The sequence below is a fragment of the Albidovulum litorale genome, from assembly GCF_025751495.1.
GTDB classification, from domain to species: domain Bacteria; phylum Pseudomonadota; class Alphaproteobacteria; order Rhodobacterales; family Rhodobacteraceae; genus Albidovulum; species Albidovulum litorale.
Window position 1 is genome coordinate 89,365 of record NZ_JAOWKZ010000005.1, and the last position, 22,729, is coordinate 112,093.

21 protein-coding genes are annotated in these 22,729 nt (G+C 63.8%); 15 read left to right on the top strand and 6 right to left on the bottom strand.

Annotation, left to right across the window (positions count from 1 at the left end):
- Positions 1–2: 2 nt before the first annotated feature.
- Positions 3–977 (bottom strand): 5-dehydro-2-deoxygluconokinase, encoded by a 975-nt coding sequence (gene iolC, locus OEZ71_RS18320; RefSeq protein ID WP_263741525.1) that lies wholly within the window; start codon positions 975–977, stop codon positions 3–5.
- A gap of 98 nt (positions 978–1,075) precedes the next feature.
- Here iolC and OEZ71_RS18325 point away from each other — a divergent pair, with 98 nt between their 5' ends.
- Genes OEZ71_RS18325 through OEZ71_RS18335 form a run of 3 tightly spaced genes read left to right on the top strand, consistent with a single transcriptional unit; the run spans position 1,076 to position 4,245 of the window.
- Entirely contained in the window at positions 1,076–2,176 is a 1,101-nt protein-coding gene (locus tag OEZ71_RS18325) for a Gfo/Idh/MocA family protein (RefSeq protein ID WP_263741526.1), read from the top strand.
- Between the two features lie 8 nt (positions 2,177–2,184).
- A complete protein-coding gene (locus tag OEZ71_RS18330) occupies positions 2,185–3,075 on the top strand; it encodes a sugar phosphate isomerase/epimerase family protein (RefSeq protein ID WP_263741527.1) in 891 nt (296 codons plus the stop codon).
- A 12-nt stretch (positions 3,076–3,087) separates the two neighbouring features.
- Positions 3,088–4,245: a Gfo/Idh/MocA family protein gene (locus tag OEZ71_RS18335; protein WP_263741528.1), complete on the top strand. Its 1,158-nt coding sequence runs from the start codon at positions 3,088–3,090 to the stop codon at positions 4,243–4,245.
- 88 nt (positions 4,246–4,333) lie between these two features.
- On the opposite strand, the gene OEZ71_RS18340 is transcribed toward OEZ71_RS18335, so the two are convergent.
- Entirely contained in the window at positions 4,334–5,341 is a 1,008-nt protein-coding gene (locus tag OEZ71_RS18340) for a LacI family DNA-binding transcriptional regulator (protein WP_263741529.1), read from the bottom strand.
- Positions 5,342–5,600: 259 nt separating this feature from the next.
- On the opposite strand from OEZ71_RS18340, the gene OEZ71_RS18345 reads away from it, so the two are divergent.
- The 5 genes from OEZ71_RS18345 (at position 5,601) to OEZ71_RS18365 (ending at position 10,456) form a co-directional block, all read left to right on the top strand.
- Positions 5,601–6,662 (top strand): Hint domain-containing protein, encoded by a 1,062-nt coding sequence (locus OEZ71_RS18345; RefSeq protein ID WP_263741530.1) that lies wholly within the window; start codon positions 5,601–5,603, stop codon positions 6,660–6,662.
- Between the two features lie 239 nt (positions 6,663–6,901).
- The gene (gene rpsD, locus OEZ71_RS18350; RefSeq protein ID WP_263741531.1) at positions 6,902–7,522 is read left to right on the top strand and encodes a 30S ribosomal protein S4; all 621 of its coding nucleotides are present in this window, start codon (positions 6,902–6,904) and stop codon (positions 7,520–7,522) included.
- Between the two features lie 131 nt (positions 7,523–7,653).
- Complete coding sequence (gene hisC, locus OEZ71_RS18355) at positions 7,654–8,739, top strand: histidinol-phosphate transaminase (RefSeq protein ID WP_263741532.1); 1,086 nt, start codon at positions 7,654–7,656, stop codon at positions 8,737–8,739.
- Positions 8,739–9,659, top strand: coding sequence for a prephenate/arogenate dehydrogenase family protein (locus OEZ71_RS18360; protein WP_263741533.1), 921 nt, complete (start codon positions 8,739–8,741; stop codon positions 9,657–9,659). The genes hisC and OEZ71_RS18360 overlap by 1 nt, the downstream gene beginning before the upstream one ends.
- On the top strand, positions 9,656–10,456 hold the full coding sequence (locus OEZ71_RS18365) for an extensin-like domain-containing protein (protein WP_263741534.1): 801 nt from the start codon (positions 9,656–9,658) through the stop codon (positions 10,454–10,456). The genes OEZ71_RS18360 and OEZ71_RS18365 overlap by 4 nt, the downstream gene beginning before the upstream one ends.
- Before the next feature lie 96 nt (positions 10,457–10,552).
- On the opposite strand, the gene OEZ71_RS18370 is transcribed toward OEZ71_RS18365, so the two are convergent.
- Positions 10,553–10,960 (bottom strand): hypothetical protein, encoded by a 408-nt coding sequence (locus OEZ71_RS18370; protein ID WP_263741535.1) that lies wholly within the window; start codon positions 10,958–10,960, stop codon positions 10,553–10,555.
- 202 nt (positions 10,961–11,162) lie between these two features.
- Positions 11,163–12,152: a DUF2125 domain-containing protein gene (locus OEZ71_RS18375; protein ID WP_263741536.1), complete on the bottom strand. Its 990-nt coding sequence runs from the start codon at positions 12,150–12,152 to the stop codon at positions 11,163–11,165.
- Positions 12,153–12,229: 77 nt separating this feature from the next.
- Between OEZ71_RS18375 and OEZ71_RS18380 the strand changes: the two genes are divergently transcribed.
- The 4 genes from OEZ71_RS18380 to OEZ71_RS18395 all read left to right on the top strand — a co-directional run bounded on the left by OEZ71_RS18380 (position 12,230) and on the right by OEZ71_RS18395 (position 16,171).
- The gene (locus tag OEZ71_RS18380) at positions 12,230–12,760 is read left to right on the top strand and encodes a gamma-glutamylcyclotransferase (protein WP_263741829.1); all 531 of its coding nucleotides are present in this window, start codon (positions 12,230–12,232) and stop codon (positions 12,758–12,760) included.
- A gap of 79 nt (positions 12,761–12,839) precedes the next feature.
- On the top strand, positions 12,840–14,039 hold the full coding sequence (locus OEZ71_RS18385; RefSeq protein ID WP_263741537.1) for a biopolymer transporter ExbB: 1,200 nt from the start codon (positions 12,840–12,842) through the stop codon (positions 14,037–14,039).
- Positions 14,040–14,042: 3 nt separating this feature from the next.
- Positions 14,043–15,668 (top strand): peptidoglycan -binding protein, encoded by a 1,626-nt coding sequence (locus OEZ71_RS18390; RefSeq protein ID WP_263741538.1) that lies wholly within the window; start codon positions 14,043–14,045, stop codon positions 15,666–15,668.
- Positions 15,669–15,784: 116 nt separating this feature from the next.
- Positions 15,785–16,171 (top strand): RidA family protein, encoded by a 387-nt coding sequence (locus OEZ71_RS18395; protein ID WP_263741539.1) that lies wholly within the window; start codon positions 15,785–15,787, stop codon positions 16,169–16,171.
- 75 nt (positions 16,172–16,246) lie between these two features.
- On the opposite strand, the gene clpA is transcribed toward OEZ71_RS18395, so the two are convergent.
- Positions 16,247–18,565, bottom strand: coding sequence for an ATP-dependent Clp protease ATP-binding subunit ClpA (clpA, locus tag OEZ71_RS18400; RefSeq protein WP_263741540.1), 2,319 nt, complete (start codon positions 18,563–18,565; stop codon positions 16,247–16,249).
- A 204-nt stretch (positions 18,566–18,769) separates the two neighbouring features.
- Positions 18,770–19,537: a hydroxyacylglutathione hydrolase gene (gene gloB, locus OEZ71_RS18405; RefSeq protein WP_263741541.1), complete on the bottom strand. Its 768-nt coding sequence runs from the start codon at positions 19,535–19,537 to the stop codon at positions 18,770–18,772.
- 63 nt (positions 19,538–19,600) lie between these two features.
- Here gloB and OEZ71_RS18410 point away from each other — a divergent pair, with 63 nt between their 5' ends.
- The 3 genes from OEZ71_RS18410 to atpA all read left to right on the top strand — a co-directional run bounded on the left by OEZ71_RS18410 (position 19,601) and on the right by atpA (position 22,720).
- Positions 19,601–20,347 (top strand): class I SAM-dependent methyltransferase, encoded by a 747-nt coding sequence (locus OEZ71_RS18410; RefSeq protein ID WP_263741542.1) that lies wholly within the window; start codon positions 19,601–19,603, stop codon positions 20,345–20,347.
- A gap of 274 nt (positions 20,348–20,621) precedes the next feature.
- On the top strand, positions 20,622–21,182 hold the full coding sequence (locus tag OEZ71_RS18415) for a F0F1 ATP synthase subunit delta (RefSeq protein ID WP_263741543.1): 561 nt from the start codon (positions 20,622–20,624) through the stop codon (positions 21,180–21,182).
- Positions 21,182–22,720, top strand: coding sequence for a F0F1 ATP synthase subunit alpha (atpA, locus tag OEZ71_RS18420; protein ID WP_263741544.1), 1,539 nt, complete (start codon positions 21,182–21,184; stop codon positions 22,718–22,720). The genes OEZ71_RS18415 and atpA overlap by 1 nt, the downstream gene beginning before the upstream one ends.
- Positions 22,721–22,729: the final 9 nt, after the last annotated feature.

Genomic DNA, 22,729 nt, shown 5'->3' on the forward strand with positions numbered 1-22,729 from the left:
TCTCAATCCGGGTCGGGGCGTTCGGCGAGGAATGCGTCAAGCTCCCCGGTCGTCGGCATGGCTGGGGCGCAGCCAACGCGGGCCACGACCATCGCCGCAGAGGCTGAACCGCGCAGGACCGCATCGCGTACCGGGCGGCCTTCTGCGAGCGCGGCGATAAAGCCGCCCATGAAGCTGTCCCCCGCGCCGGTGGGTTTCAGCGCCTGCGTTGGGTAGATGCCGGTCTGGAATTCACCATCAGGCGTGATGGTGACAGCGCCCTTTTCGCCCATCTTGTAGACGGCGATCCGCGCGCCCCCGGCGACCAGTTCCCGCGCCTTGTCGAGACCCTTGTCATAGTCCCCGGCCATGAAGCCGAATTCGACATCATTGCCGACGATGATGTCGCACATCGCGCCAGCGCGGGAATAGACCTTTGCGGCCACCTCTGCCGAGGGCCAGCTATAGGGCCGGTAGTCGATGTCAAAGATCAAGGGCAGCCCGGCGTTCCGGGCCAGATCGAAGGCGCGGAAGGCGGCGCTGCGGGACGGTTCAGCGGCAAAGACGGTGCCGGTGGAAATCAGGGCGGAATACGGGGCATAGTCGACGCCTTCGACATCCGCGACGGTCATCCCGAAATCGGCGGCGCCGTTGCGGTAGATGACAGATTGGTGATCCTCGATCCGGGTTTCGACGATGGCCAGCGAATTGCGCGCCTCGCCGCCCAATGGTGTCACATGGCTGCGGTCGATGCCGTAGCGGTCAAGCTCGTTCAGGCAGTAGCGCCCGATCGCGTCATCGGCGACACGGGTGACAAGGGCTGCGGTGCAACCCTGCTTCACCAACGCCACGCCGATATTGGCCGAGGACCCGCCAAGGCAGACCGTCATCGCCCGCGCTTCTTCCGTGCGAGAGCCGGGAGGATCGGGATAAAGGTCCATCCCGGCGCGGCCAACGATCAGAAAGGATTTGCCTGCAAGCCGTGTCAGATCGGTCATTCTCTCCCCCGGCTCGCGGATTCTTGTTGCGCTAACATCGCTGTCACGATACTGATTTTGCAACCGGTTGCAATATGCTTGTCAGGCAGGGGTTCGTAATGGCGGAGATCGGCATCGGGATTGTCGGCGGCGGCTACATGGGCAAGGCCCATTCCGTCGCGATGGCCGCTGTCGGAGCTGTCTTCAACACCGCTCTTCGTCCGCGGCTCGAGATGATCTGCGGGTCGAGCGAGGCGAGTGGCGAACGCTACCGCGCCGCCTATGGCTTCCGGCGCGGCACGGGGGACTGGCGCAGGCTGGTCGAGAATCCGGCAGTGGAGGCAGTCATCATCGCCTCGCCCCAGTCCACGCACCGCGAGATCGCCGAGGCGGCGTTGGCGCTCGGCAAGCCGGTCATGTGCGAGAAGCCGATGGGGCTCGGGGTCGAGGATGCCCGTGCAATGGTCGCGGCGGTGGAGCGGGCGGGCGTCGCGAACATGGTTGCCTACAACTATATCCGCACCCCGGCCTCGCAATTTGCCCGGCGGCTGATCGCCGAGGGGGCGCTGGGCCGGATCACGCATTTCCGGGGCGAGCATACCGAAGACTTCCACACCGATACGAGCGTGGCCGATTGGCGCAGTCAGGGTGAGGCAAACGGCTGCCTCGGCGATCTGGCGCCGCATGCGATCAATGCCGCACTCGCACTGATGGGGCCGATTGCCGAGTTGAACGCGGTGATGGAAGTGGTCCATCCCGAACGCGGTGGGGTGAAGGTCACGAACGACGATCAGGTCCAGATGATGGTGCGCTTCGAAAGCGGGGTCACGGGCCATATCGCCGCCAGCCGTGTCGCGACCGGGCGCAAGATGGGCTATGCCTATGAGGTTACCGGGACCAAGGGGGCGATCCGCTTCGATCAGGAGGACCAGAATGCGCTCTGGCTCTATCACGCCGATGGGCCTCCCGCCGAAAGGGGCTTCCGCAAGGTCCTGACCGGGCCTGATCATCCCGACTATCTGCCCTTCTGTCAGGGGCCGGGCCATGGCACAGGTTATCAGGATCAGATTATCATTGAGGCGCGGGATTTCCTGACGGCGATCGAGACCGGGCAGGCAGTCTGGCCCACCTTCCGTGACGGGCTTGCCGTGCAGCAGGTCGTCGCCGCTGTCCGCGCCTCGCACGTGGCGCGGGACTGGCGCAAACCGGCGGAGTTCTGAGGGCAGCGATGATCCAGATCGGCAATGCGCCCTGTTCCTGGGGTGTCGAGTTTCCCGATGATCCGCGCAATCCGCCCTGGCGGGCGGTTTTGCGGGACAGCGCCGAAGCGGGTTATGCGGGCATCGAACTGGGCCCGGTGGGCTATATGCCCGAGGATGCGGGAGAGTTGTCCGATGCGCTCGACGAACACGGCCTGACGCTGACTGGCGGTGTCGTGTTCCGCCCGTTCCACGATCCGGCGAAATGGCAGCAGGTGATGGATGGTGCGCTGCGCACCTGCAAGCTGCTCGTCGCCAACCGCGCCCGACATCTGGTGCTGATCGACTCGATTTCTCCGCGCCGTGCCGCGACGGCGGGGCGCCCGGATGAGGCGGAGCAGATGGGCGCGGCCGAATGGAAAGGGTTCCGCGACCGGATTGCGACCGTCGCCCGGATGGGGGCGGAGGTCTACGGGTTGACCGTCTCCATCCACGCCCATGCGGGCGGGTTCATGGATTTCGAGCCGGAGCTCGAGCGGTTGCTGGACGAGGTCGACGAAGCGTTCCTGAAGATTTGCCTCGATACCGGCCATCACCTCTATGCCGGGGCCGATCCGCTGGCTTTCCTGCGGCGGCACGGCCCGCGCGTGGCCTATCTGCATTTCAAGGATATCGACCCTGTGGTGAAGGCTGAGGTCATCGCCAAGCGCACGGATTTCTATGAGGCCTGCGGACAGGGCATTTTCTGCAATTTGGGCAAGGGCGCGATGAATTTTTCCGCGCTGCGCCGGGTTCTGGGTGAGATCGGCTATAAGGGCTGGTGTACGGTCGAGCAGGAATGCGACCCGGCCGGTGCCACCAGCCCGGTCGAGGACGCTCGCGCCAACCGGCGCTATCTTCAATCCATCGGGTTCAATTAGGGGAGCGGGCGCATGGCACGTCTGAACTGGGGCATGATCGGCGGGGGCGAGGGCAGTCAGATCGGCCCCGCGCATCGACTGGGGGCGGGCCTCGACGGTGAATTCGCGTTTGTCGCTGGCGCGCTCGACCATCGGCCGGAGGCCGGGCGGGACTATGGCCGTCGGCTGGGCCTCGACCCTGACCGGTCCTATGGCAATTGGCGCGAGATGCTGGAGGGCGAGGCGGGCAGGGCTGATCGGGTGGACCTTGTCACCGTAGCCACGCCGAATGCGACGCATTTCGAGATCACGCGGGAATTCCTGAAGGCCGGGTTCCACGTCCTTTGCGAAAAGCCGATGACGATGACGGTCGAGGAGGGCGAGGAGATCGTGGCGCTGGCGCGCGAGACGGGACGTATCTGCGCGGTGAATTACGGCTATACCGGCTATTCGCTTGTCCGCCACATGAAGGCGATGGTGGCGCGCGGTGATCTGGGGCGCATCCGGCTGGTGGTGGCCGAGTTCGCGCACGGCCATCATGCCGATGCTGCGGACGCCGACAACCCGCGCGTCCGCTGGCGCTATGACCCGGCGCAGGCGGGCGTCTCGGCCCAGTTCGCCGATTGCGGCATCCATGCGCTGCATATGGCAAGCTTCGTGACCGGGCAGGAGGTGGAACGGCTGTCGGCCGATACCGTCTCCTGTATCGAGAGCCGGGCGCTGGAAGACGACGCGATGGTGAATTTCCGCATGTCGGGCGGAACGGTCGGGCGGCTCTGGACCTCCTCGGTGGCGATCGGACGGCAGCACGGGCTGACGCTTCAGGTCTTCGGTGAAAAGGGAGGGCTACGCTGGGCGCAGGAGCAGCCGAACCAGCTTTACTGGATGCCGCTCGGTCAGCGGTTGCAGGTGATTGAGCGCGGCGAGGCGGGGCTGTCGCCCGAAGCCGACCGGACCACCCGCGTGACCATCGGCCATGCAGAGGGAATGCCTTTGGCCTTCGCCAATATCTACAAGGATCTGGCCGAGGCGATACGGGCGCGCAAGGAAGGCCGCGAGATGGATCCTGCTGCCGACCTCTACCCGAGGGCGGAGGACGGGCTCAGGTCCATGGCGGCGGTCTTTGCCGTCGCGGCCTCGGGAAAGGCGGACGGAACATGGGTCGATGCGCGGCCGCCGATGTTTCGGTAGTCGGAAACTTTCAAAGTTTCCGGCCCGATTTCTTTGAAAGAAATCGGGGCCGTGCTCGCGTCGGGGGTATCCAGTTCAGAGGGTGACGTCAGCTTGCGGCGGGGTTGCGGAGTGTTCCGCGTTCCACCGTCTGGCAGGGAAAAAGCCGTGCTCGCGGGCCCAGCCCCGGATCGTCCGCCGTGGTCACCACGAGGTCGATTGCGGCGCTGATGATCTCGGGGATCGGCTGCCGGATGGTCGTCAGGTTGATGTTCTGCCAGCCCGCCATCTCCATGTCATTGAACCCGATCAGCCCGACATCCTCCGGCACCGACAGACCTGCATCTTTCAAGGCGCTCAGCGCGCCAATCGAAAGCACGTCGTCGCCGCAGAAATACGCCTCGGCCGGGCTGCCGGCCGCCAGGAGGCGCTGCATTTCAGCCCGTCCCGCCTCGAAAGAATAGGCTGCGGCGTGGCTTTCGGTCGCCATAATGCCCGGATGGTCCGCGATTTCACTGGCAAATCCCGCGCCCCGGTCCTGGGTCGAGGTCGCGCTGGCAGGGCCGCCGAGGAAGGCCACGCGGCGGTAGCCGCGGGTGGCAAGCGCCCGCGCCGCCATGCGGCCGCATTCGGTATTGTCGATGCCGACGACATGCACCTCTGGTGTGGGCGCGGCGCGCCCGAACGCATGGACGACCGGCAGTCCGGCATCGGCAAAGGCGCGGGCGAAACTCGGGGGCAGGGTGGAGGAGGCGACGATCACCCCGTCCGCCGAATATTGCCTGAGCATCCGGACCGAATTTGCCGGGTCCGTCTCATCGCTGAGATTGACGAGAAGGGGCCGCAACCCTCGTTCCTGAAGGCCCCGGGTGAAGCGGTCGAAGACCTCGAGGAAGACGGGGTTATGGAAGTTGTTCGACACCAGCCCGATCAGTTTTGTCCGGCCGGTCGACAGCGCCGAAGCCAGCGCGCTTGGCATGTAACCAAGTTCTTCGGCGGCGCGTTCGACCTTGGCGCGGGTCCGGGCCGAGACCGAGGCGCCCTCGGTAAAGGTGCGCGACACTGCAGAGGGGGAAACCCCGGCCCGTTCGGCGACATCTTTCAGTGTGACCGGCATGCGTGAACTCTGTGCAGGAGCGGCGGACGATAGCGGCGTTCTGGCCCGTTGAACAGGTCCGGCACAGGTGTTTGTGCAACCGATTGCAGGATTTCTATCTCCGGTAGAGTGAGGCTTGGGCGTGACGGCAACAGTTCTCTGTGACCTGAGGCGAATTCGGACGACCCGCCCTGACAGGGATATCGCCTCGGCGTTAATCTTTGTTAACAAAATCTAAATAATGGCCGAAACGGCCCAATGATAACGGCGGAGTGGCGCCTTGAGCAGCGAGTGGACCCGGCGCGGGACCTACATTGTTCCTCTGGTACAGACCGATCTGGACGGTCTGCGCGTTGTTGCGCCGCAGGATCTGGCGGTCGGGTCGGTCTGGCGTTGGTTCGGCGACGCGGTCCGGCTGGACGGGACGCCGGAACATGCGATCCTTAACTTCGTCGGTGACGGGCGAGTGTTGCGAGACCGCGCGCGGGGCTCCGTTCGACGGATGTTTGGCAATGCGCTGTCCGCGGGTCGGTTGTCCGATTTCCCGGAACCCGAGAGCGGCCCCTGCCCGTTGCATGGGTTCACGGTTACGGACGGGCGGGCAAGCTACCGGGTCAGGATGGTGGGGACCGAAGCTTTCGGGACGCTGCTGGTGTTTTCCGGCGACCTGCCGCCGAAGGATGTCGACCTTTATGTCACCGATCACCTGACCCACGCCGCGCCGACCTCGACGACGGCCACCGGGGTGATCTGCTTCACGCCGGGCACGCTTGTGGCAACGCCGAACGGGCTTCGTCCGGTTGAGACGATCCGACCGGGCGACCGCGTGTCAACACGCGACGATGGCGCGCAAGAGGTGCTCTGGACCGGGGCGCGTCGGATGACGGGCGCGCGGCTTTACGCGATGCCGCATCTGCGTCCGGTCCGTATCCGGTCGGGCGCGATGGGCGAGGATCGGCCCGAGGGTGATCTGATCGTATCGCCGGGGCACAGGTTGCTGGTGCGCGGGGCGCAGGCCCGGGCGCTGTTCAATCAGCCCGAGGTTCTGGTTGCTGCGCGCGATCTGGTCGATGGCAGGGGCGTTCTGACCGAAACCGCCCTGCGGGAAGTGACCTATATCCACCTGATGACCGAACGCCACCAGATCGTCTGGGCCAATGGCGTGGAAGCGGAGAGCTTTCACCCGGCCGCGGCCGATTTCGACCTGCTCAACCCGGGCGAGCGCGACACGCTGCTGGACCTCATGCCCGGGCTTGACCGCGATCCGTTCCTTTACGGCGACTATGCGCGCCGCAACCTGACCGCGGCCGAGGCCGCGATCCTGCGCCACGCGGCGGCCTGAGGCGCTAGGCATGCCGGGCGGGTTTAAGACGCGATCCCAGAGAGTATTTCGGGCAGGATGACGGTCGGGGCGTTGACTCTGCCGCCCGTGCCGCTATAAGCCGCCCGTCCCGGGACGAAGCGCCCGGGCATTTCATTGGTGTTGGTGGCCCCCGCAAGGGGATGCCTGTCGCCCGCGAGGGAAAGGACAACGCCCTTCATAGCCGCCATCATGGCGGCGTCCAAAGAAGGAGATCAGCGGTGACCAAACGCACCTCTGCCAAGTACAAAATCGACCGCCGGATGGGTGAAAACATCTGGGGTCGTCCGAAATCCCCGGTCAACAAGCGCGAATACGGTCCCGGCCAGCACGGCCAGCGCCGCAAGGCCAAGCTTTCCGACTTCGGCACGCAGCTGCGCGCCAAGCAGAAGCTGAAGGGCTATTACGGCGACCTGACCGAAAAGCAGTTCCGCCGGATCTATGCCGAGGCCGAGCGGGTCAAGGGCGACACCGGTGAAAACCTCGTTGGCCTTCTGGAGCGCCGTCTCGACGCCGTCGTCTACCGCGCCAAGTTCGTGCCGACGATCTTTGCTGCCCGCCAGTTCGTGAACCACGGCCATGTGACCGTGAACGGCAAGCGCGTGAACATCGGTTCCTACCGCGTCAAGGAAGGCGACGTGGTCGCCGTTCGCGACAAGTCCAAGCAGCTTGCGCTGGTGCTGGAGGCTGTTGGCCTCGCCGAGCGTGATGTGCCCGACTATATCGAGGCAGATCATTCCAAGATGACCGCGACCTTCGTCCGCACCCCGGCGCTGGGCGATGTTCCTTACGCGGTACAGATGGAACCGAACCTCGTCGTCGAATATTACGCGAAGAACTGATCCGCCTTTAGCGGCAGGACCCGGTATTCTAAGGGGTCGCGGCGCCGCCGCGGCCCCTTTTTCTTTGTCAGATCGCGCTGGCCATGTGGCCAGCCGCCCGCTAGAAAACCCCGAACCAGTCAGAGGCCGACATGACCGACCCGATCCGCCCACAGCCCGGCATCATGGAGATCGCGCTTTATCAGGGCGGGGCGAGCCATGTGGCGGGCATCACTGATGCGGTGAAACTGTCCTCGAATGAAAACCCGTTCGGCGCATCGGAGAAGGCGAGAGAGGCTTATATCCGCGCGGTGCACAACCTGCACCGCTACCCCTCCACCGATCATGCCAAGCTGCGCGAGGCGATTGGCGAGGTCCATGGGCTCGATCCTGCGCGGATCATCTGCGGCACCGGCTCGGACGAAGTCTTGCTGCTGCTCTGTCAGGCCTATGCCGGGCCGGGGGATGAGGTGATCTACACCCAGCACGGCTTCCTCATGTACCCGATCGCCGCGCGGTCGGTGGGGGCGGTGCCGGTGCAGGTGCAGGAACGCGACCGTACCGTCGATGTCGACGCGATCCTTGCCGCCGCGAACGAGAAGACAAAGATCGTCTTCATCGCCAATCCCAACAATCCGACCGGTACGATGATCGGTGCGGGCGAGGTGGCACGGCTGGCCGATGGTCTGCCTGAACAGACGATTCTCGTCCTTGACGGGGCGTATGCCGAATTCGTCGAGGGCTTCGATGGCGGTGCGGCGCTCGCGACCGAGCGGCCGAATGTCTTCATGACCCGGACCTTCTCCAAGATCTACGGGCTTGGCGGGCTCCGGATCGGTTGGGGCTATGGGGCGCAGGCGATCATCGACGTGCTGAACCGCATCCGCAATCCCTTCAACCTGTCGCATGGCCAGCTTGAGGCGGGCGAGGCGGCGGTGCGCGATCAGGATTTCGTCGCGAAATGCCGCGCGGAGAATGCGCGGATGCGGGTCTGGCTGGCCGAGGCGCTGGCTGAACATGGCGTGCCCTCGGACACGTCCATGGCGAATTTCATCCTCGCCCGCTTCGCCGATGAGGCCGAGGCCACCGCCTGCGATGCCTTCTTGCAGTCCGAAGGGCTGATCGTGCGCCGTGTGGCAAGCTATGGCCTGCCGCATTGCTTGCGCATCACGATCGGGGACGAGGCCGCCTGTCGCCGGGTGGCGGCGGCGATTGCCAAGTTCAAGGGGCGCAACTGATGGCCGTGATCTATGACCGCGTTGCCCTGATCGGGCTCGGCCTTATCGCCTCGTCGATGGCCCATGCGATGAAGAAATGGGGTCTTGCGGGAAGCATCGCGGGCTATGCCAAGACCGAGGCGACGCGCGAGGCGGCGCTGGAGCTTGGCTTCTGCGACGAGGTTTTCGCCACGGCGGGTGACGCGGTGAAGAACGCCGATCTCGTCATTCTTGCGGTGCCGGTCGGTGTGATGGGCGCGGTGGCGGCCGAGATCCGCCCGCATCTGAAACCCGGCGCGACCGTCACCGATGTCGGTTCGGTCAAGCAGGCCGTCGTCGAGGCGGTGGGACCGCATGTCCCCGACGGTGTCGATTTTGTCCCCGGCCACCCTCTGGCGGGGACGGAGCATTCCGGCCCCCGATCCGGCTTTGCCACGCTCTTTCAGAACCGGTTCACCCTCTTGACCCCCGGCGATGCCCGGCCCGAAGCGGTGGCACGGCTGCGCGCTCTTTGGGAAGGAATGGGTGCGCTTGTAGAGGAGATGGAAGCCGATCACCATGATCTGGTTCTCGCTGTCACCAGCCACACGCCGCATCTTATCGCTTACACGATGGTCGGCGTTGCCGATCACCTGCGGCGCGTGACCGAAAGCGAGGTCATCAAGTATTCCGCCGCAGGTTTCCGTGACTTTACCCGGATCGCCGCGTCAGACCCGACGATGTGGCGCGATGTGTTCCTGACCAACAAGGAGGCGACGCTGGATATCCTCGGCCGCTTCACCGAGGAGCTGTTCGCACTGCAACGGGCGATCCGGATGGGCGACGGGGACGAATTGTTCAACTATTTCACCCGGACGCGGGCGATCCGCCGGGGCATCATCGAGGCGGGGCAGGATACGGCTGCGCCGGACTTTGGCCGCACGAAAGCCGACGGTCCATGAACCGTCGGGTGGCGTGTCGGCTGGCTGTTGCGCTGGCAGCGATCTTGGTATTTGCCCCGGTCGGCAACGCCAATGCGCCGGAAATCTCTCCCCGCCCCATGCCTCGGCCGGTGCTGAAAGATGCGGTTGCTGTCGCGGCCGCCAGCCCGCTCGCAGCCTTCGCACCCGAGGTTTCACTGCGCCCGGCCCGGCGCCCCGCCGGCCTGGCCGCGCCGGAGCGAGTCGAACGCGCCGTTTTCCGCACCCAGCCGCTGCCCGAAGTGACGACCGGCCGCACGGGCGCACTCTGCGGTGATCCGGCCTTGAAGGGCAAGACTATCCCGCCGATCAAGGGCCGGCTGAACGGCTGCGGGCTGGAGGATGGCGTCAGTCTGATTTCCGTCTCTGGCGTGGCCCTGACCCAGCCCGCCGCGATGGATTGCAAGACCGCCAAAGCGCTTAAGCAATGGGTCGACGGTGGCGTCAAACCCGCGATCGGCAAGACGGGTGGCGGGGTCGCCGCCCTTCAGGTTGCGGCGGGTTACGTGTGCCGGGGCCGAAACAACGCCAAAGGCGCGAAGGTGTCTGAGCACGGCAAGGGGCGAGCTATCGACATCTCTGCAATCCTGCTGGCCAACGGCACGGCCATCACCGTGGAAAAGGGCTGGGCGTCAAAGAGCTACGGAAAACCGCTGGCCCGGATGCGCAAGGCGGCTTGCGGGCCGTTCAACACGGTGTTGGGTCCCGGTTCGGACCGCCATCACCACGACCACTTTCATCTGGATACGGCACGCGGGCGTGGGGCTTATTGCCGCTAGCTTTCGCGAAACGTCCTGTGAACACTGGCCCATCACATGTCTGTGCCGTGCGTTGGTTGGCCGGATGTCGGCCAACCGATGGTTGAAGAGTCCACATCATTTCAGGATGCAGATCCCGCGAATGGAAAACTTTCCGGACCGTTCCGGGTAGTCTTCCTCCCAAGGCTGTGAGCGCAAACCTCGCGTCTTCACCAGAACTCGCCCGTTGGATTGATTAAATATGTATTTAACTTCCACGTCTCCAACGCGATCAAGGCGATCATAATAGGTGATAATCAGATCGTTTGATTTTCGCTCTAGTGTGCCCTGAGTCCCGGTCGCAACATTTGTCGCCGTTGCTTCGCTAATGCTGTGGGTGCTTTGAGGGGGAACAATGAGCATGACAGCACGCTTGTTTCCGGCACCAGTGTAGTTAGTCATTTTGCAAGTCAATTCAGCGGCGTGGACCCCTGAAGCGGCGATAGCGTTCACGAGAATCGTCGCGATGGTGATGAGCAGTTTCACGATAGCACTCCGCAAGCAGGATATAGTGTTTTATCGACGCAGTTTACATTCGCAAAGACTGTAGAGGGATTCGCGAGAGCGGCATTGAGCGAAATCAAATGCAGGGCACGGATTGAAGACAGTTTGTCGCGGCCACTCTAAAATAGGAAATGTCATCTGGAGAATTGCGATCTGAGTTGATCCACGGCGTCAACCCCTGCAATCAATTGTCCAAATAGAAAAGCGGCGCGGGTCCGAGCGGTACCGGACCGAGATTTATCCAACCCTCCTTAATGACGAGGGGCAGGGTCAGTTCCGAGTTGCCATCGAGTTGTGCGAACCCGTCCAGGGCCTTTTCTACCGTCGGCGCGATTTCCGGCTTGATCAGTCCGAGCGCGGTTGCAAGGGGCAGGGCCCCGCGCCAGTCGCGGATTGTGAGCTCAAGGCGGCCTTCGGGCTGACCTGATCCCGCGATCTCGATCCGACCGGACGCGCTGATCTGAACCGTTCCCCAGGTGAGTTCAGCCGAACGGATATCCGCAGCTGTAACGCTTAGCGGTTCTGCGGGAAGGTGCCGGTTCAGAGGATGATCGAGAGTCAGGATGGCGTCGAGCCGCACGTGACCACCCCCGGTCGGTAATCCGGCCTGAGTGAGGAGATCAGAGGGTTGCCCGGACAGCGACAGATCGAACACTTCCGCACCCACATCCTGTTCGGTTGCGGTGATGCCTTCGCGGATGGCGAGCCGAAGCTCTCGCGCAGTCGCACCCCAGCCATGATCAGAGGTCAGCGCAAGCTCGGTTCCCACCGACTGCGCCCGCTTCAGCGGAAGGTCAGGGTCGATGCCGAAAACGGCACTGGCGCGCAGGTCGCCGGACCTGATGGCAATCTCCTCGCGCCCGACCCGTAATGTCTGGTCCGGGGGTAAAGCCGCAATAATGTGGTGCGGTTTGTACGACAGCGCATAGACCTGAACCCTGGGTGCGGACCAATGCACGGCGCCGTCAGCGCTGGTCAGTTGCAGGTTCTCGATGGCCAGGTCGAAGCGTGAGGGGAACCCCTCCAGCGTTACCTCGCCGTACTCGGCGCGACCTGCTGCGCGCAGGTCGGCCAAAGCCACCTCGGTCCCCTCCATCACGGCGCGGGACCCCACGGCCCAGTAGCCGCCATAGAAGATCGCGAAGGCCGCTGTCAGCCAGATTACCGCGCGCATGGGTCTTTTCTCCCGCAGGTCGATGCTGTTTACAGGGGCGGAACGGTAAGAGCCAGTGGGGCGCGGTGATGAAATCTATGTGGGTCTTCGGCTATGGCTCGCTGATGTGGGAACCGGGTTTTGCCTATGCCGACCGGGTTCTGGGGCGGCTCGACGGCTGGCACCGGTCATTCTGCATGCGCTCGATCCACCATCGCGGCACGGTCGAGAAGCCGGGCCTGGTGCTGGCGCTGGACGCGGCCGATGGGGCGGCCTGCAACGGGGTTGCCTATTCGGTCAGGGCTGAGGACAGCGACGCCACGCTCGACTATCTGCGCGAGCGCGAACTGATTTCGTCGGCCTATCTGGAGAGGACGCTGCCGCTGGCGCTGACCGATGGCCGGACCGTCGAGGCCGTGACCTATGTGATCGACCCTGATCACGTCCAGTATTGCGGCGGGCTGGCACTGGAGGAACAGGCCGGCATCATCGCGACAGCGGTCGGTGGACGGGGCCCGAACACCGACTATCTGTGGAACACGGCCGAGCATCTGCACGAGCTTGGCATCGCCGATCCTGACCTCGACTGGCTGGCGGAGCGTGTCAGGGCGCTCACAACTGCCACGTGATCGCCCCGCTTACGGCTTGTTAGCGGCCCCATCGCCGCCTATTGTCCGAAAAAACGAAGGGACAAGGGTGGCGATCCAGATGGACAAACCCGTGCGCGAGGCCGAGTTGTTCTTTTCCCAGCCGGTGCGGCAGATCGCAATGATGCTGCTGGTCTGCGCGCTGGTCGGGGCAGGGGGCTATGTGGCCTATGGGCCGATCTTTTCCATTTTCATTGCCAATCCATGGTTGAACGGTCTGATCCTCGGGGTCTTTGTCCTTGGTGTGCTGACCTGTTTCTGGCAGGTCGCGCAGCTTGTGCGCTCAGTAAGCTGGATCGAGGGATTCGCGGCCCATCGTCCGGGTCATGAAATCACCGTCCCGCCGCGGATGCTGGCGCCTCTGGCCGCGCTTTTGCGGTCGCGGGGCAAAAGGGGTGGCCAGATTTCATCCAGCTCCGCCCGGTCGATTCAGGATTCGGTTGCGACGCGGATCGACGAGGCGCGCGACATCACGCGCTATCTGACGAGCCTTCTGATCTTCCTCGGCCTCCTTGGCACCTTCTACGGCCTCGCGATCACGGTTCCCGCCGTTGTCGATACGATCCGGGCGCTGGCCCCGCAGGAGGGCGAGACTGGGCTTGAGGTCTTCGACAAGCTGATGGGCGGGCTGGAAAAACAGCTTGGCGGCATGGGAACGGCGTTTTCCTCCTCCCTGCTCGGGCTGGCCGGGTCGCTGGTTGTCGGGCTTCTGGAACTGTTCGCCGGTCACGGCCAGAACCGCTTTTACCGCGAGTTGGAGGAGTGGCTGACCTCGTTCACGCGGCTGTCGTTTTCCGGCGGCGAGGCCGATGGCGGGATCGATCAGGAAACGGTTTCGGGTGTGCTCGACCACATGGCCGATCAGGTCGAAACCCTGCAGGAGATCCTGCGCCAGTCCGATGAGGGTCGCAGCGCGGTGAATGACCGGCTGGAGGAGCTTGCGACATCGGTCGAAGGGCTTACGCGGCAGCTGGAATCCGAGGTCGGCTCCATCGGTGTCCTGACCCATATCGCCGAAGGGCAGGAACGGCTGATCCGTATTATCGAAAAGGCGGCCGAGGACGAAAACGCCGGCGGCGTTTCCGGCGGCAGCGAGGCCGAAAGCCGGATGCGGCTGCGCTCGATCGATGTGCAGCTCCTGAAGCTGCTCGAAGAGGTTGCGGCTGGGCGGCAGGAAAGCATGGCCGATCTGCGCGGCGATCTTGCCGAACTGACCCGGGCCGTGCGGGCGCTTGGGCGGACCGACGCCCGGGGGGGCTAGGCCATGGCGCTGACCAACGGGCGCGGCGGTCAACGGTTCTCGGCCAATATCTGGCCCGGCTTCGTCGACGCGATGACTGCGCTTCTGATGGTGCTGATGTTCGTGCTGACGATCTTCATGATCGTGCAGTTCACCTTGCGCGAGACCATCGACAATCAGGATGACGAGCTTGCCGATCTGGCGCAGCAGGTGGCCGGGCTGGCCGATGCGCTCGGGCTGGAACGGGACCGGTCTACGGCGCTGGAGGGTGAGGTTGCCGGGCTGACCGCCGATCTCGACACGAGCCGGGCCGAGGCGGACCGGCAATCGGCGCTGATCGCCACGCTGACCCGGCAGGTCGAGGAGCGGGACAGCCAGCTATCCGAAGCCTCGGCCCGGATCACCTCGTTCGAAGCGCAGGTTGCGACGTTGCTTAGTGAACGTGACACTGCGCGAGGCGAGGCAGAGGTGCTGACGGCAGAGCGCGACGCCCTGTCGTCCGAACGCGATACACTGGTATCCGAACGGGACGCGCTGAACCTTGCCATCGCCAAGGCGCGGTCCGAGATCGACGCCCAGGCGGAGGCCGCGCGCCTTGCCGCCGCGCGGAGGGAAGCCCTGGACGCGCTGGTTGCCGATCTGAAAGCACAAGGCGAGGAGGCGGCGGAAAAGCTGTCCGACGCCGAGGCCGCGCGCCTGACCGAGGCTGCTGCTGCCGCCGCCTTGCGCGAAAAGCTTCAGGGCGCCGAGGATGAACTGACCGCGATGACGCTGGCGCTGGAACAACAGCGCCGTCGCGCCGAAGAGACCCTGACCCTGCTGGCGGCCGCCAATGCGCGGGCCGGGGAGGAACTGAGCGAGGCCGAGCGGCAGAAGGTGCTTCTTGATACAGCGAACGAAGAGCTGGCCAAGGAAAAGGCGGCCTCGGCTGAGGCCGCGCGCAAGGTGGCGCTCTTGAACGAGCAGATCGTGGCGTTGCGCGGCCAGCTTGGCGCATTGCAGGACCTGATGGATGCCTCCGACGCCCGAGATGCCGAAGCCAAGGTGCAGATCGAGGCTTTGGGCACGCGGCTGAACTCCGCGCTCGCTCAGGTTGCGGCGGAACAGAAACGCCGGGCAGAGCTTGAGGAGGCGGAGAGGATCAGGCTGGAAGCCGAGGCTGCGGCGCTGAAGGAGGAAACCAAGGAACTGGCGCAATACCGGTCGGAATTCTTTGCCCGCCTCAGCAAGGTTCTGGAAGGCCGCGAGGGCGTGCGCGTCGTGGGCGACCGCTTCGTGTTCTCCTCTGAGGTGCTCTTTGAACCGGCTTCGGCCGATCTTGCGCCGGAAGGGCGCAGCCAGATTGCCGGCGTCGTTGCCACGCTGCAGGACGTGGCGGCCGAGATACCGCCCGAGGTGGACTGGATCATCCGGGTCGACGGTCACACCGACAATGTCCCTTTGGCTGGGACGGGCCGTTACAGCGACAACTGGGAACTGAGTCAGGGGCGGGCCCTGTCGGTCGTGCGGTTCATGCAGGATGAGCTTGGCTTCCCGCCGAACCGGCTCGCCGCGACGGGGTTCGGTGAATATCACCCGGTGGCGGTGGGCGACAGCCCCGAGGCGCTGGCGCAGAACCGGCGGATCGAACTGAAACTGACGGAACGCTAGGCCGGACGCGGCCAAGGTTCAGATCGCCGGTCAGATCATGCTTTTCGGCACCGCGAAATCGGCGCTCGTGATACCTTCATCGAGATGCACCATAGCCGGTGTAAGTGGAGCCATGTATGTCCAGAAAATACGTGACCAATGTCGACGGCGTTCCGCCGTCGCCGTCGCCGATCAGCAATGCTGTCGTGGTGGGAAACCAGTGCTGGATCAGCGGCCAGCTTTCGGTGGGGCCCGACGGGAAATACCAACCGGGCACGGCGCGCGAGGAGGCCGAACGCGCCTTCGCGCATGTCTTTAGGATCGCGGAAGCAGCTGGTTTTGCGCCAGCGGATATCGTCTATGTCGACATCGCCTTCATCGACCTGAAGGACGTGCCCGAAGTCAATGTGCTCTACGGATCGCTCTTTGCCGAGGGCCGTCGTCCGGCCCGGACGATCTATCAGGCGGCGGCACTGCCCTTTGGGGGCCGGATCAAGGTTCAGGCGGTGGCCGCCCGGTCGTGACGCGACCGACACCACCCGCGAGCGACCGCATTGACCGGAAATGAAAAGGCCCGCCGGGGGCGGGCCTTTGATCTGTCAGTCCGCCGTCAGCAGCGGCGGCTTCGAACCCGAGAGCCGCGGCTTCTGCGGTTCCTCGACATCGAGGACGAGCGCATCGTCCTTCAGCCGTACATGCACGACACCGCCCTTGGTCAGCTTGCCGAAAAGCAGTTCTTCCGCGAGCGGCTTCTTGATGTGTTCCTGGATCACCCGGCCGAGTGGACGGGCGCCCATGCGGTCGTCGTAGCCCTTCTCGGCGATCCAGTTCGCGGCCTCGGGCGTCAGCTCGATATGAACATGGCGGTCCATGAGCTGGGCTTCGAGTTGCAGGACGAACTTGTCGACGACCTGCAGGATCACCTCGCGCGGGAGCGCCGAGAACGATATGACCGCGTCGAGCCGGTTGCGGAATTCCGGCGTGAAGGTGCGTTCGATCGCCGCCGTATCCTCGCCCTCGCGCCGGTCGCGGCCGAAGCCGATGGCCGATTTCGCGAGTTCCGCCGCGCCCGCATTCGAGGTCATGATCAGGATCACGTTGCGGAAATCGACCTGCCGCCCGTTATGGTCGGTCAGTTTGCCGTGGTCCATCACCTGCAGGAGTATGTTGTAGACATCCGGATGCGCCTTCTCGATTTCGTCGAGCAGAAGCACGCAATGCGGGTGCTGATCGACGCCATCGGTGAGCATGCCGCCCTGATCGAAGCCGACATAGCCCGGAGGCGCACCGATGAGGCGGGAAACCGCGTGTTTCTCCATGTATTCCGACATGTCGAAGCGCAGAAGTTCCACGCCCAAGCTATCGGCGAGCTGCTTGGCGACCTCGGTCTTGCCGACGCCCGTGGGCCCGGCGAAGAGGTAGTTGCCGATGGGCTTTTCGGGTTCGCGCAGACCGGCGCGGGCCAGTTTGATCGCCGAGGACAGTGCCTCGATCGCCTTGTCCTGTCCGAAAACGACACGCTTCAGGGTCTTTTCCAGATCCTTCAGCACCTCGGCATCGTCCTTGGAGACGTTCTTCGGCGGGATGCGGGCGATCTTGGCCACAACGGCCTCGATCTCTTTCGGGCTGATTGTCTTGCGGCGCTTCGATTCCGCGACCAAATGCTGCGCCGCGCCTGCCTCGTCGATTACGTCGATGGCTTTATCGGGCAGCTTGCGGTCATGGATGTAGCGCGACGACAGTTCAACCGCCGCCTTGATCGCGTCGTGGGTGTAGCGCAGATCATGGTGCTTTTCGAAATATGGCTTCAGCCCCATCAGGATCTTGATCGTGTCCTCGACCGAAGGTTCGTTCACGTCAATCTTCTGGAACCGGCGGGAAAGCGCGCGGTCCTTTTCGAAATGCTGGCGGAACTCCTTGTAGGTGGTCGAGCCCATGCAGCGCAGCTTGCCGCCCTGAAGCGCGGGCTTCAGGAGGTTGGAGGCGTCCATCGCCCCGCCCGAGGTGGCACCTGCACCGATCACGGTATGGATCTCGTCGATGAAGAGGATCGCGTCGGGGTGATCCTCCAACTCCTTCACCACTGCCTTCAGCCGCTCTTCGAAATCGCCGCGATAGCGGGTGCCCGCGAGAAGCGCGCCCATGTCGAGCGAATAGATCGTGGCGTTCGACAACACATCGGGCGTCTCGCCGCGCGTGATCTTCAGCGCCAGCCCTTCGGCGATGGCGGTCTTGCCGACGCCGGGATCACCGACCAGAAGCGGGTTGTTCTTGCGTCGACGGCAAAGCACCTGAATGCAGCGCTCGATTTCGGCCTCTCGGCCGATCAGCGGATCGACATCGCCCTTCTTCGACTTGGTGTTGAGATCGACGCAATATTTGGCCAGCGCCGATTCCTTGGCTTCGCCTTCGGTCTGCGTCGTGTGTTCGTCGTTCTCCTGCGCGCCGCTGACAGGGCGCGTTTCGCCAAAGGACGGGTCCTTGGCGACGCCATGGGCGATGAAATTCACCGCGTCATAGCGCGTCATGTCCTGTTCCTGCAGGAAATAGGCCGCGTTGCTTTCCCGCTCGGCGAAGATCGCGACCAGCACGTTGGCGCCGGTAACCTCGGTCCGGCCCGAGGACTGGACATGGATCGCGGCACGCTGGATCACGCGCTGGAAGGCAGCGGTCGGCACGGCCTCGGACCCTTCGACATCGGTGACGAGGGTGGAAAGGTCATCGTCGATAAACTCGACAAGGGTCTGCCGAAGCGCGTCGATATCGACGGAGCAGGCACGCATCACCTTCGCCGCCTCAGGCTCGTCAATCAGCGCAAGCAGCAGATGTTCGAGCGTTGCAAGTTCATGCCGGCGCGCATTGGCAAGCGCAAGCGCCGCATGGATGGCCTGTTCAAGCGTGTTCGAGAATGACGGCACCTTCGTGCTCCTTTCCTTCCAGCAGGTTGGGCATGTGGCCCATCCCTACTCTCGCCTCATACCTTTAAAGTTCGGTGGAAATCGGGCGGCTTCAAGTGTTTTCTAAGAGAAAACAGTGAATACGTCCGAAGCGATGCAATTTGTGAACGGAATACTGCTTTTTCTGACGGGAAAGTAATCGAACGGTCAAAAACCGGTGATCGATCAGAAACGATCCTTGCGCGAACGGATCTCGGCAAAGACCTCGGCATCGCTTGCCCCGGCCATTCCCAGCGCCGCCTTCACCTCGGGCAAGCCCGCACGCAGGAAGGGGTTGGTCGCCAGTTCTTCGGCCAGGGTCGACGGCACGGTCGGCTCGCCTTTCTTACGCGCTTCGGTCACCGCCTCGGATCGGGATATAAGCGCTGAATTGCCGGGTTCAATGGTCAGCGCAAAGCGGGCATTGGACGCGGTATATTCGTGGCCCGAGCAGACCAGCGTGTCGGGGGGCAGTGCCGCAAGCCGCGAAAGGCTGTCCCACATCTGCGCCGCGGTTCCCTCGAAAAGTCGCCCGCAGCCAAGCGCCATGAGGCTGTCTGCCGTGAACACGACCTTTGAGGCGGGGAAGTGAAACGCGATGTGACCGACGGTATGGCCAGACACTTCGATCACCTCGCCCTGATCCATGCCGATGCGGATCGTGTCACCATCCACCACCGTCTCATCCAGCGGCGGAAGCCGATGCGCATCCGCCGCCGCACCGATAACGCGCGCTCCGGTCGCACCGGCAAGGGCGCGCACACCGTCGATATGGTCGTTGTGGTGATGGGTGATCAGGATATGGCTCGCCCTCCAGCCCCGTTCACGCAGGGCATTCAGGATCGGCGCCGCGTCGGGTACGTCGACAACCGCCGTCGCCCCGGTCGCCGCATCATGGGCGAGATAGGCGTAGTTGTCGGCAAGACACGGAACGGTGACGATTTCGAGGGCCATGGCGTTTCGTTCCCGATTGCGTATTCTCCGGGTTAACTTTTGCCGAAGGAAGCGGCGGGCGCAATGCATCTCGACGTTCTCGACCTGAGGAATTTCTACTACCGCACCCAGCTCGGCCGTGTGGCGCAAAAGGCGATCCGGGACCAGGTCGTGTCACTCTGGCGACCCGACAAGGGGCAGACGGTGGTGGGTTTCGGCTTCGCAGCGCCTCTGCTGCGCCCCTATCTGGAACCCTCACGCCGTGTCATCGGCCTGATGCCTGCGCCGCAGGGCGTGATGCCGTGGCCCGCCGGGATGGATAATGTCTCGGTTCTCTGTGAAGAGACACAGTGGCCGATCGAAACCGGCATGGTCGACCGGCTGGTGCTGCTCCACGGGCTTGAAACCTCGGAACAGCCGACCGCGCTTTTGGAGGAATGCTGGCGCGTGCTTGGTCCGGGGGGGCGGGCGCTCTTCATCGTCCCGAACCGGTCGGGCCTTTGGTCGCGGTCCGACAAGACGCCTTTCGGTTACGGGCGACCCTATTCGATGAGCCAGCTTGACGCTCAGTTGCGGCGCCACAACTTCGTGGCCGAGCGACAGCTATCGGCGCTCTACGCGCCGCCGTCCAGTCGGCGTTTCTGGTTAAGGACCGCCCCGGCCTGGGAACGGTTCGGACACCGGGCGTCAGCGGTGATGGCGGGTGGGGTGCATATGCTGGAGGTCTCAAAGCAGGTCCATGCACCGCAGCGCCCGGGCCTTGCGGCGACCGTCAGGCGGCCCCTGAAGGTATTGGAAGGGTTGCCCAAGCCGACCGCCGAACCGGTGTGACTCGCGCACCCGAAGCGGGGATTCTGGCCGGCATACGCACTGTTAACGCCCAAACTTGCTGATCATAAATCGCAACAGTTTGTCGCGTGTCGCGGAAACCCCTGAATTTATGGGAAAACCGTGCTCCCAATTAGTTTACCAAGGCGGTTGCGAGCCACGAACGCCTCTGCTACACCCGCGCCGACTTCGGACGTATGTGCTTGCATACGCCACGGGTGGCCTCTGCCTGACCACAAGAAAGAGGCGATGGGACAAAACAATCGGAAGGGTGGACGTGTCCGAACCAGCTTCGATTTCCGCAGGGATCGCCGGGCGCTACGCAACGGCTGTGTTTGAACTCGCGAAAGACGCCAAGGGTCTGAAAGCGCTTGAGGCCGACGTGGAGGCGCTGGGCGCCGCACTCGCCGACAGTGCTGACCTTCGCAGCCTGATCGCGTCGCCGGTCTACAGCCGCGACGACCAGGCCAAGGCCGTGGCGGCGATTGCCAAGAAGATGAAGCTGTCGGCCACTTTGGCCAACACGATGGGCCTGATGGCGTCGAACCGCCGCCTCTTCGTCCTGCCGCAGCTTCTGGCCGCGCTTCGCGATCTGATCGCCGAGGAAAAAGGCGAAGTGACCGCCGACGTGACCGTCGCGGCGCCGCTGACCAAGGCGCAGGAAACCAAACTTGCCGCGTCGCTCAAAAAAACCGTCGGCAAGACCGTCAATCTCAATACCACCGTCGATGACAGCCTCATCGGTGGACTTATCGTCAAAGTGGGCTCGCAGATGATCGACACCTCGATCCGCTCGAAGCTCGCTTCCCTTCAGAATGCTATGAAAGAGGTCGGATAATGGGAATCCAGGCAGCCGAGATCTCTGCGATCCTTAGGGAGCAGATCAAGAACTTCGGTCAGGAAGCGGAAGTGGCCGAGGTTGGCCGCGTTCTGTCGGTCGGCGACGGTATCGCCCGTGTGCACGGGCTGGACAACATCCAGGCCGGTGAGATGGTCGAATTCCCCGGCGGTATCCGGGGTATGGCGCTGAACCTTGAGATCGACAACGTCGGTGTCGTTATCTTCGGTTCCGACCGCGACATCAAAGAAGGCGACACCGTCAAGCGCACCAAGGCCATCGTGGACGTGCCGGTTGGTGACGAGCTTCTGGGCCGCGTCGTTGACGCGCTTGGCAACCCGATCGACGGCAAGGGCCCGCTGAAGACCAAGAAGCGTTCGGTCGCGGATGTGAAGGCCCCCGGCATTATCCCGCGCAAATCGGTGCATGAGCCGATGGCGACCGGCCTCAAATCGGTTGACGCCATGATCCCGGTTGGTCGTGGCCAGCGTGAACTGATCATCGGCGACCGTCAGACCGGCAAGACCGCCATCGCGCTCGACACGATCCTCAACCAGAAATCCTACAACGACGCTGCCGGCGACGACGAGAGCAAGAAGCTCTACTGCGTCTATGTCGCCATCGGCCAGAAGCGTTCGACGGTTGCCCAGCTTGTGAAGAAGCTGGAAGAGACCGGCGCCATCAACTACTCCATCGTCGTGGCCGCGACCGCGTCCGACCCGGCGCCGATGCAGTTCCTGGCACCCTATTCGGCGACCGCCATCGCGGAATACTTCCGTGACAATGGCCGCCACGCGCTGATCATCTACGATGACCTGTCGAAGCAGGCCGTCGCCTATCGCCAGATGTCGCTGCTGCTGCGCCGTCCGCCCGGGCGCGAAGCCTATCCGGGCGACGTTTTCTACCTGCACAGCCGCCTTCTGGAGCGTTCGGCGAAGCTGAACGAGGACAACGGTGCCGGTTCGTTGACGGCTCTGCCGATCATCGAAACGCAAGGTGGCGACGTGTCGGCCTTTATTCCGACCAACGTGATCTCGATCACCGACGGCCAGATCTTCCTTGAAACGGAACTCTTCTATCAGGGTATCCGTCCGGCCGTGAACACCGGTCTGTCGGTTTCGCGCGTGGGCTCCTCGGCCCAGACCAACGCGATGAAATCGGTTGCGGGTTCGGTCAAGCTGGAGCTCGCTCAGTACCGCGAAATGGCGGCCTTTGCCCAGTTCGGTTCCGACCTCGACGCTGCGACCCAGCGCCTCTTGAACCGTGGTGCGCGTCTGACCGAGTTGATGAAGCAGCCGCAATACTCGCCGCTGACCAACGCGGAAATCGTCTGCGTCATCTTCGCGGGCATCAAGGGCTTCCTCGACAAGCTTTCGGTGAAGGATGTCGGCCGCTTCGAACGCGATCTGGTCAAGCATCTGCGCGCCAACCGCAAGGACATCCTCGACTGGATCACCAAGGACGATCCGAAGATCAAGGGCGAGGCCGAAGACAAGCTTCGGGCGGCTATCGACGAATTCGCCAAGACCTTCGCGTAAGCGGGGGGA

Coding starts and splice junctions, on each gene's coding strand:
- OEZ71_RS18375 (WP_263741536.1), bottom strand. CDS start 12,152: ATGCGCGCGGTAATCTGGCTGACAGCGGCCTTCGCGATCTTCTATGGC.
- iolC (WP_263741525.1), bottom strand. CDS start 977: ATGACCGATCTGACACGGCTTGCAGGCAAATCCTTTCTGATCGTTGGC.
- OEZ71_RS18340 (WP_263741529.1), bottom strand. CDS start 5,341: ATGCCGGTCACACTGAAAGATGTCGCCGAACGGGCCGGGGTTTCCCCC.
- OEZ71_RS18410 (WP_263741542.1), top strand. CDS start 19,601: ATGCATCTCGACGTTCTCGACCTGAGGAATTTCTACTACCGCACCCAG.
- OEZ71_RS18325 (WP_263741526.1), top strand. CDS start 1,076: ATGGCGGAGATCGGCATCGGGATTGTCGGCGGCGGCTACATGGGCAAG.
- OEZ71_RS18390 (WP_263741538.1), top strand. CDS start 14,043: ATGGCGCTGACCAACGGGCGCGGCGGTCAACGGTTCTCGGCCAATATC.
- OEZ71_RS18385 (WP_263741537.1), top strand. CDS start 12,840: ATGGACAAACCCGTGCGCGAGGCCGAGTTGTTCTTTTCCCAGCCGGTG.
- OEZ71_RS18365 (WP_263741534.1), top strand. CDS start 9,656: ATGAACCGTCGGGTGGCGTGTCGGCTGGCTGTTGCGCTGGCAGCGATC.
- gloB (WP_263741541.1), bottom strand. CDS start 19,537: ATGGCCCTCGAAATCGTCACCGTTCCGTGTCTTGCCGACAACTACGCC.
- hisC (WP_263741532.1), top strand. CDS start 7,654: ATGACCGACCCGATCCGCCCACAGCCCGGCATCATGGAGATCGCGCTT.
- atpA (WP_263741544.1), top strand. CDS start 21,182: ATGGGAATCCAGGCAGCCGAGATCTCTGCGATCCTTAGGGAGCAGATC.
- OEZ71_RS18335 (WP_263741528.1), top strand. CDS start 3,088: ATGGCACGTCTGAACTGGGGCATGATCGGCGGGGGCGAGGGCAGTCAG.
- OEZ71_RS18360 (WP_263741533.1), top strand. CDS start 8,739: ATGGCCGTGATCTATGACCGCGTTGCCCTGATCGGGCTCGGCCTTATC.
- OEZ71_RS18380 (WP_263741829.1), top strand. CDS start 12,230: ATGTGGGTCTTCGGCTATGGCTCGCTGATGTGGGAACCGGGTTTTGCC.
- OEZ71_RS18330 (WP_263741527.1), top strand. CDS start 2,185: ATGATCCAGATCGGCAATGCGCCCTGTTCCTGGGGTGTCGAGTTTCCC.
- OEZ71_RS18395 (WP_263741539.1), top strand. CDS start 15,785: ATGTCCAGAAAATACGTGACCAATGTCGACGGCGTTCCGCCGTCGCCG.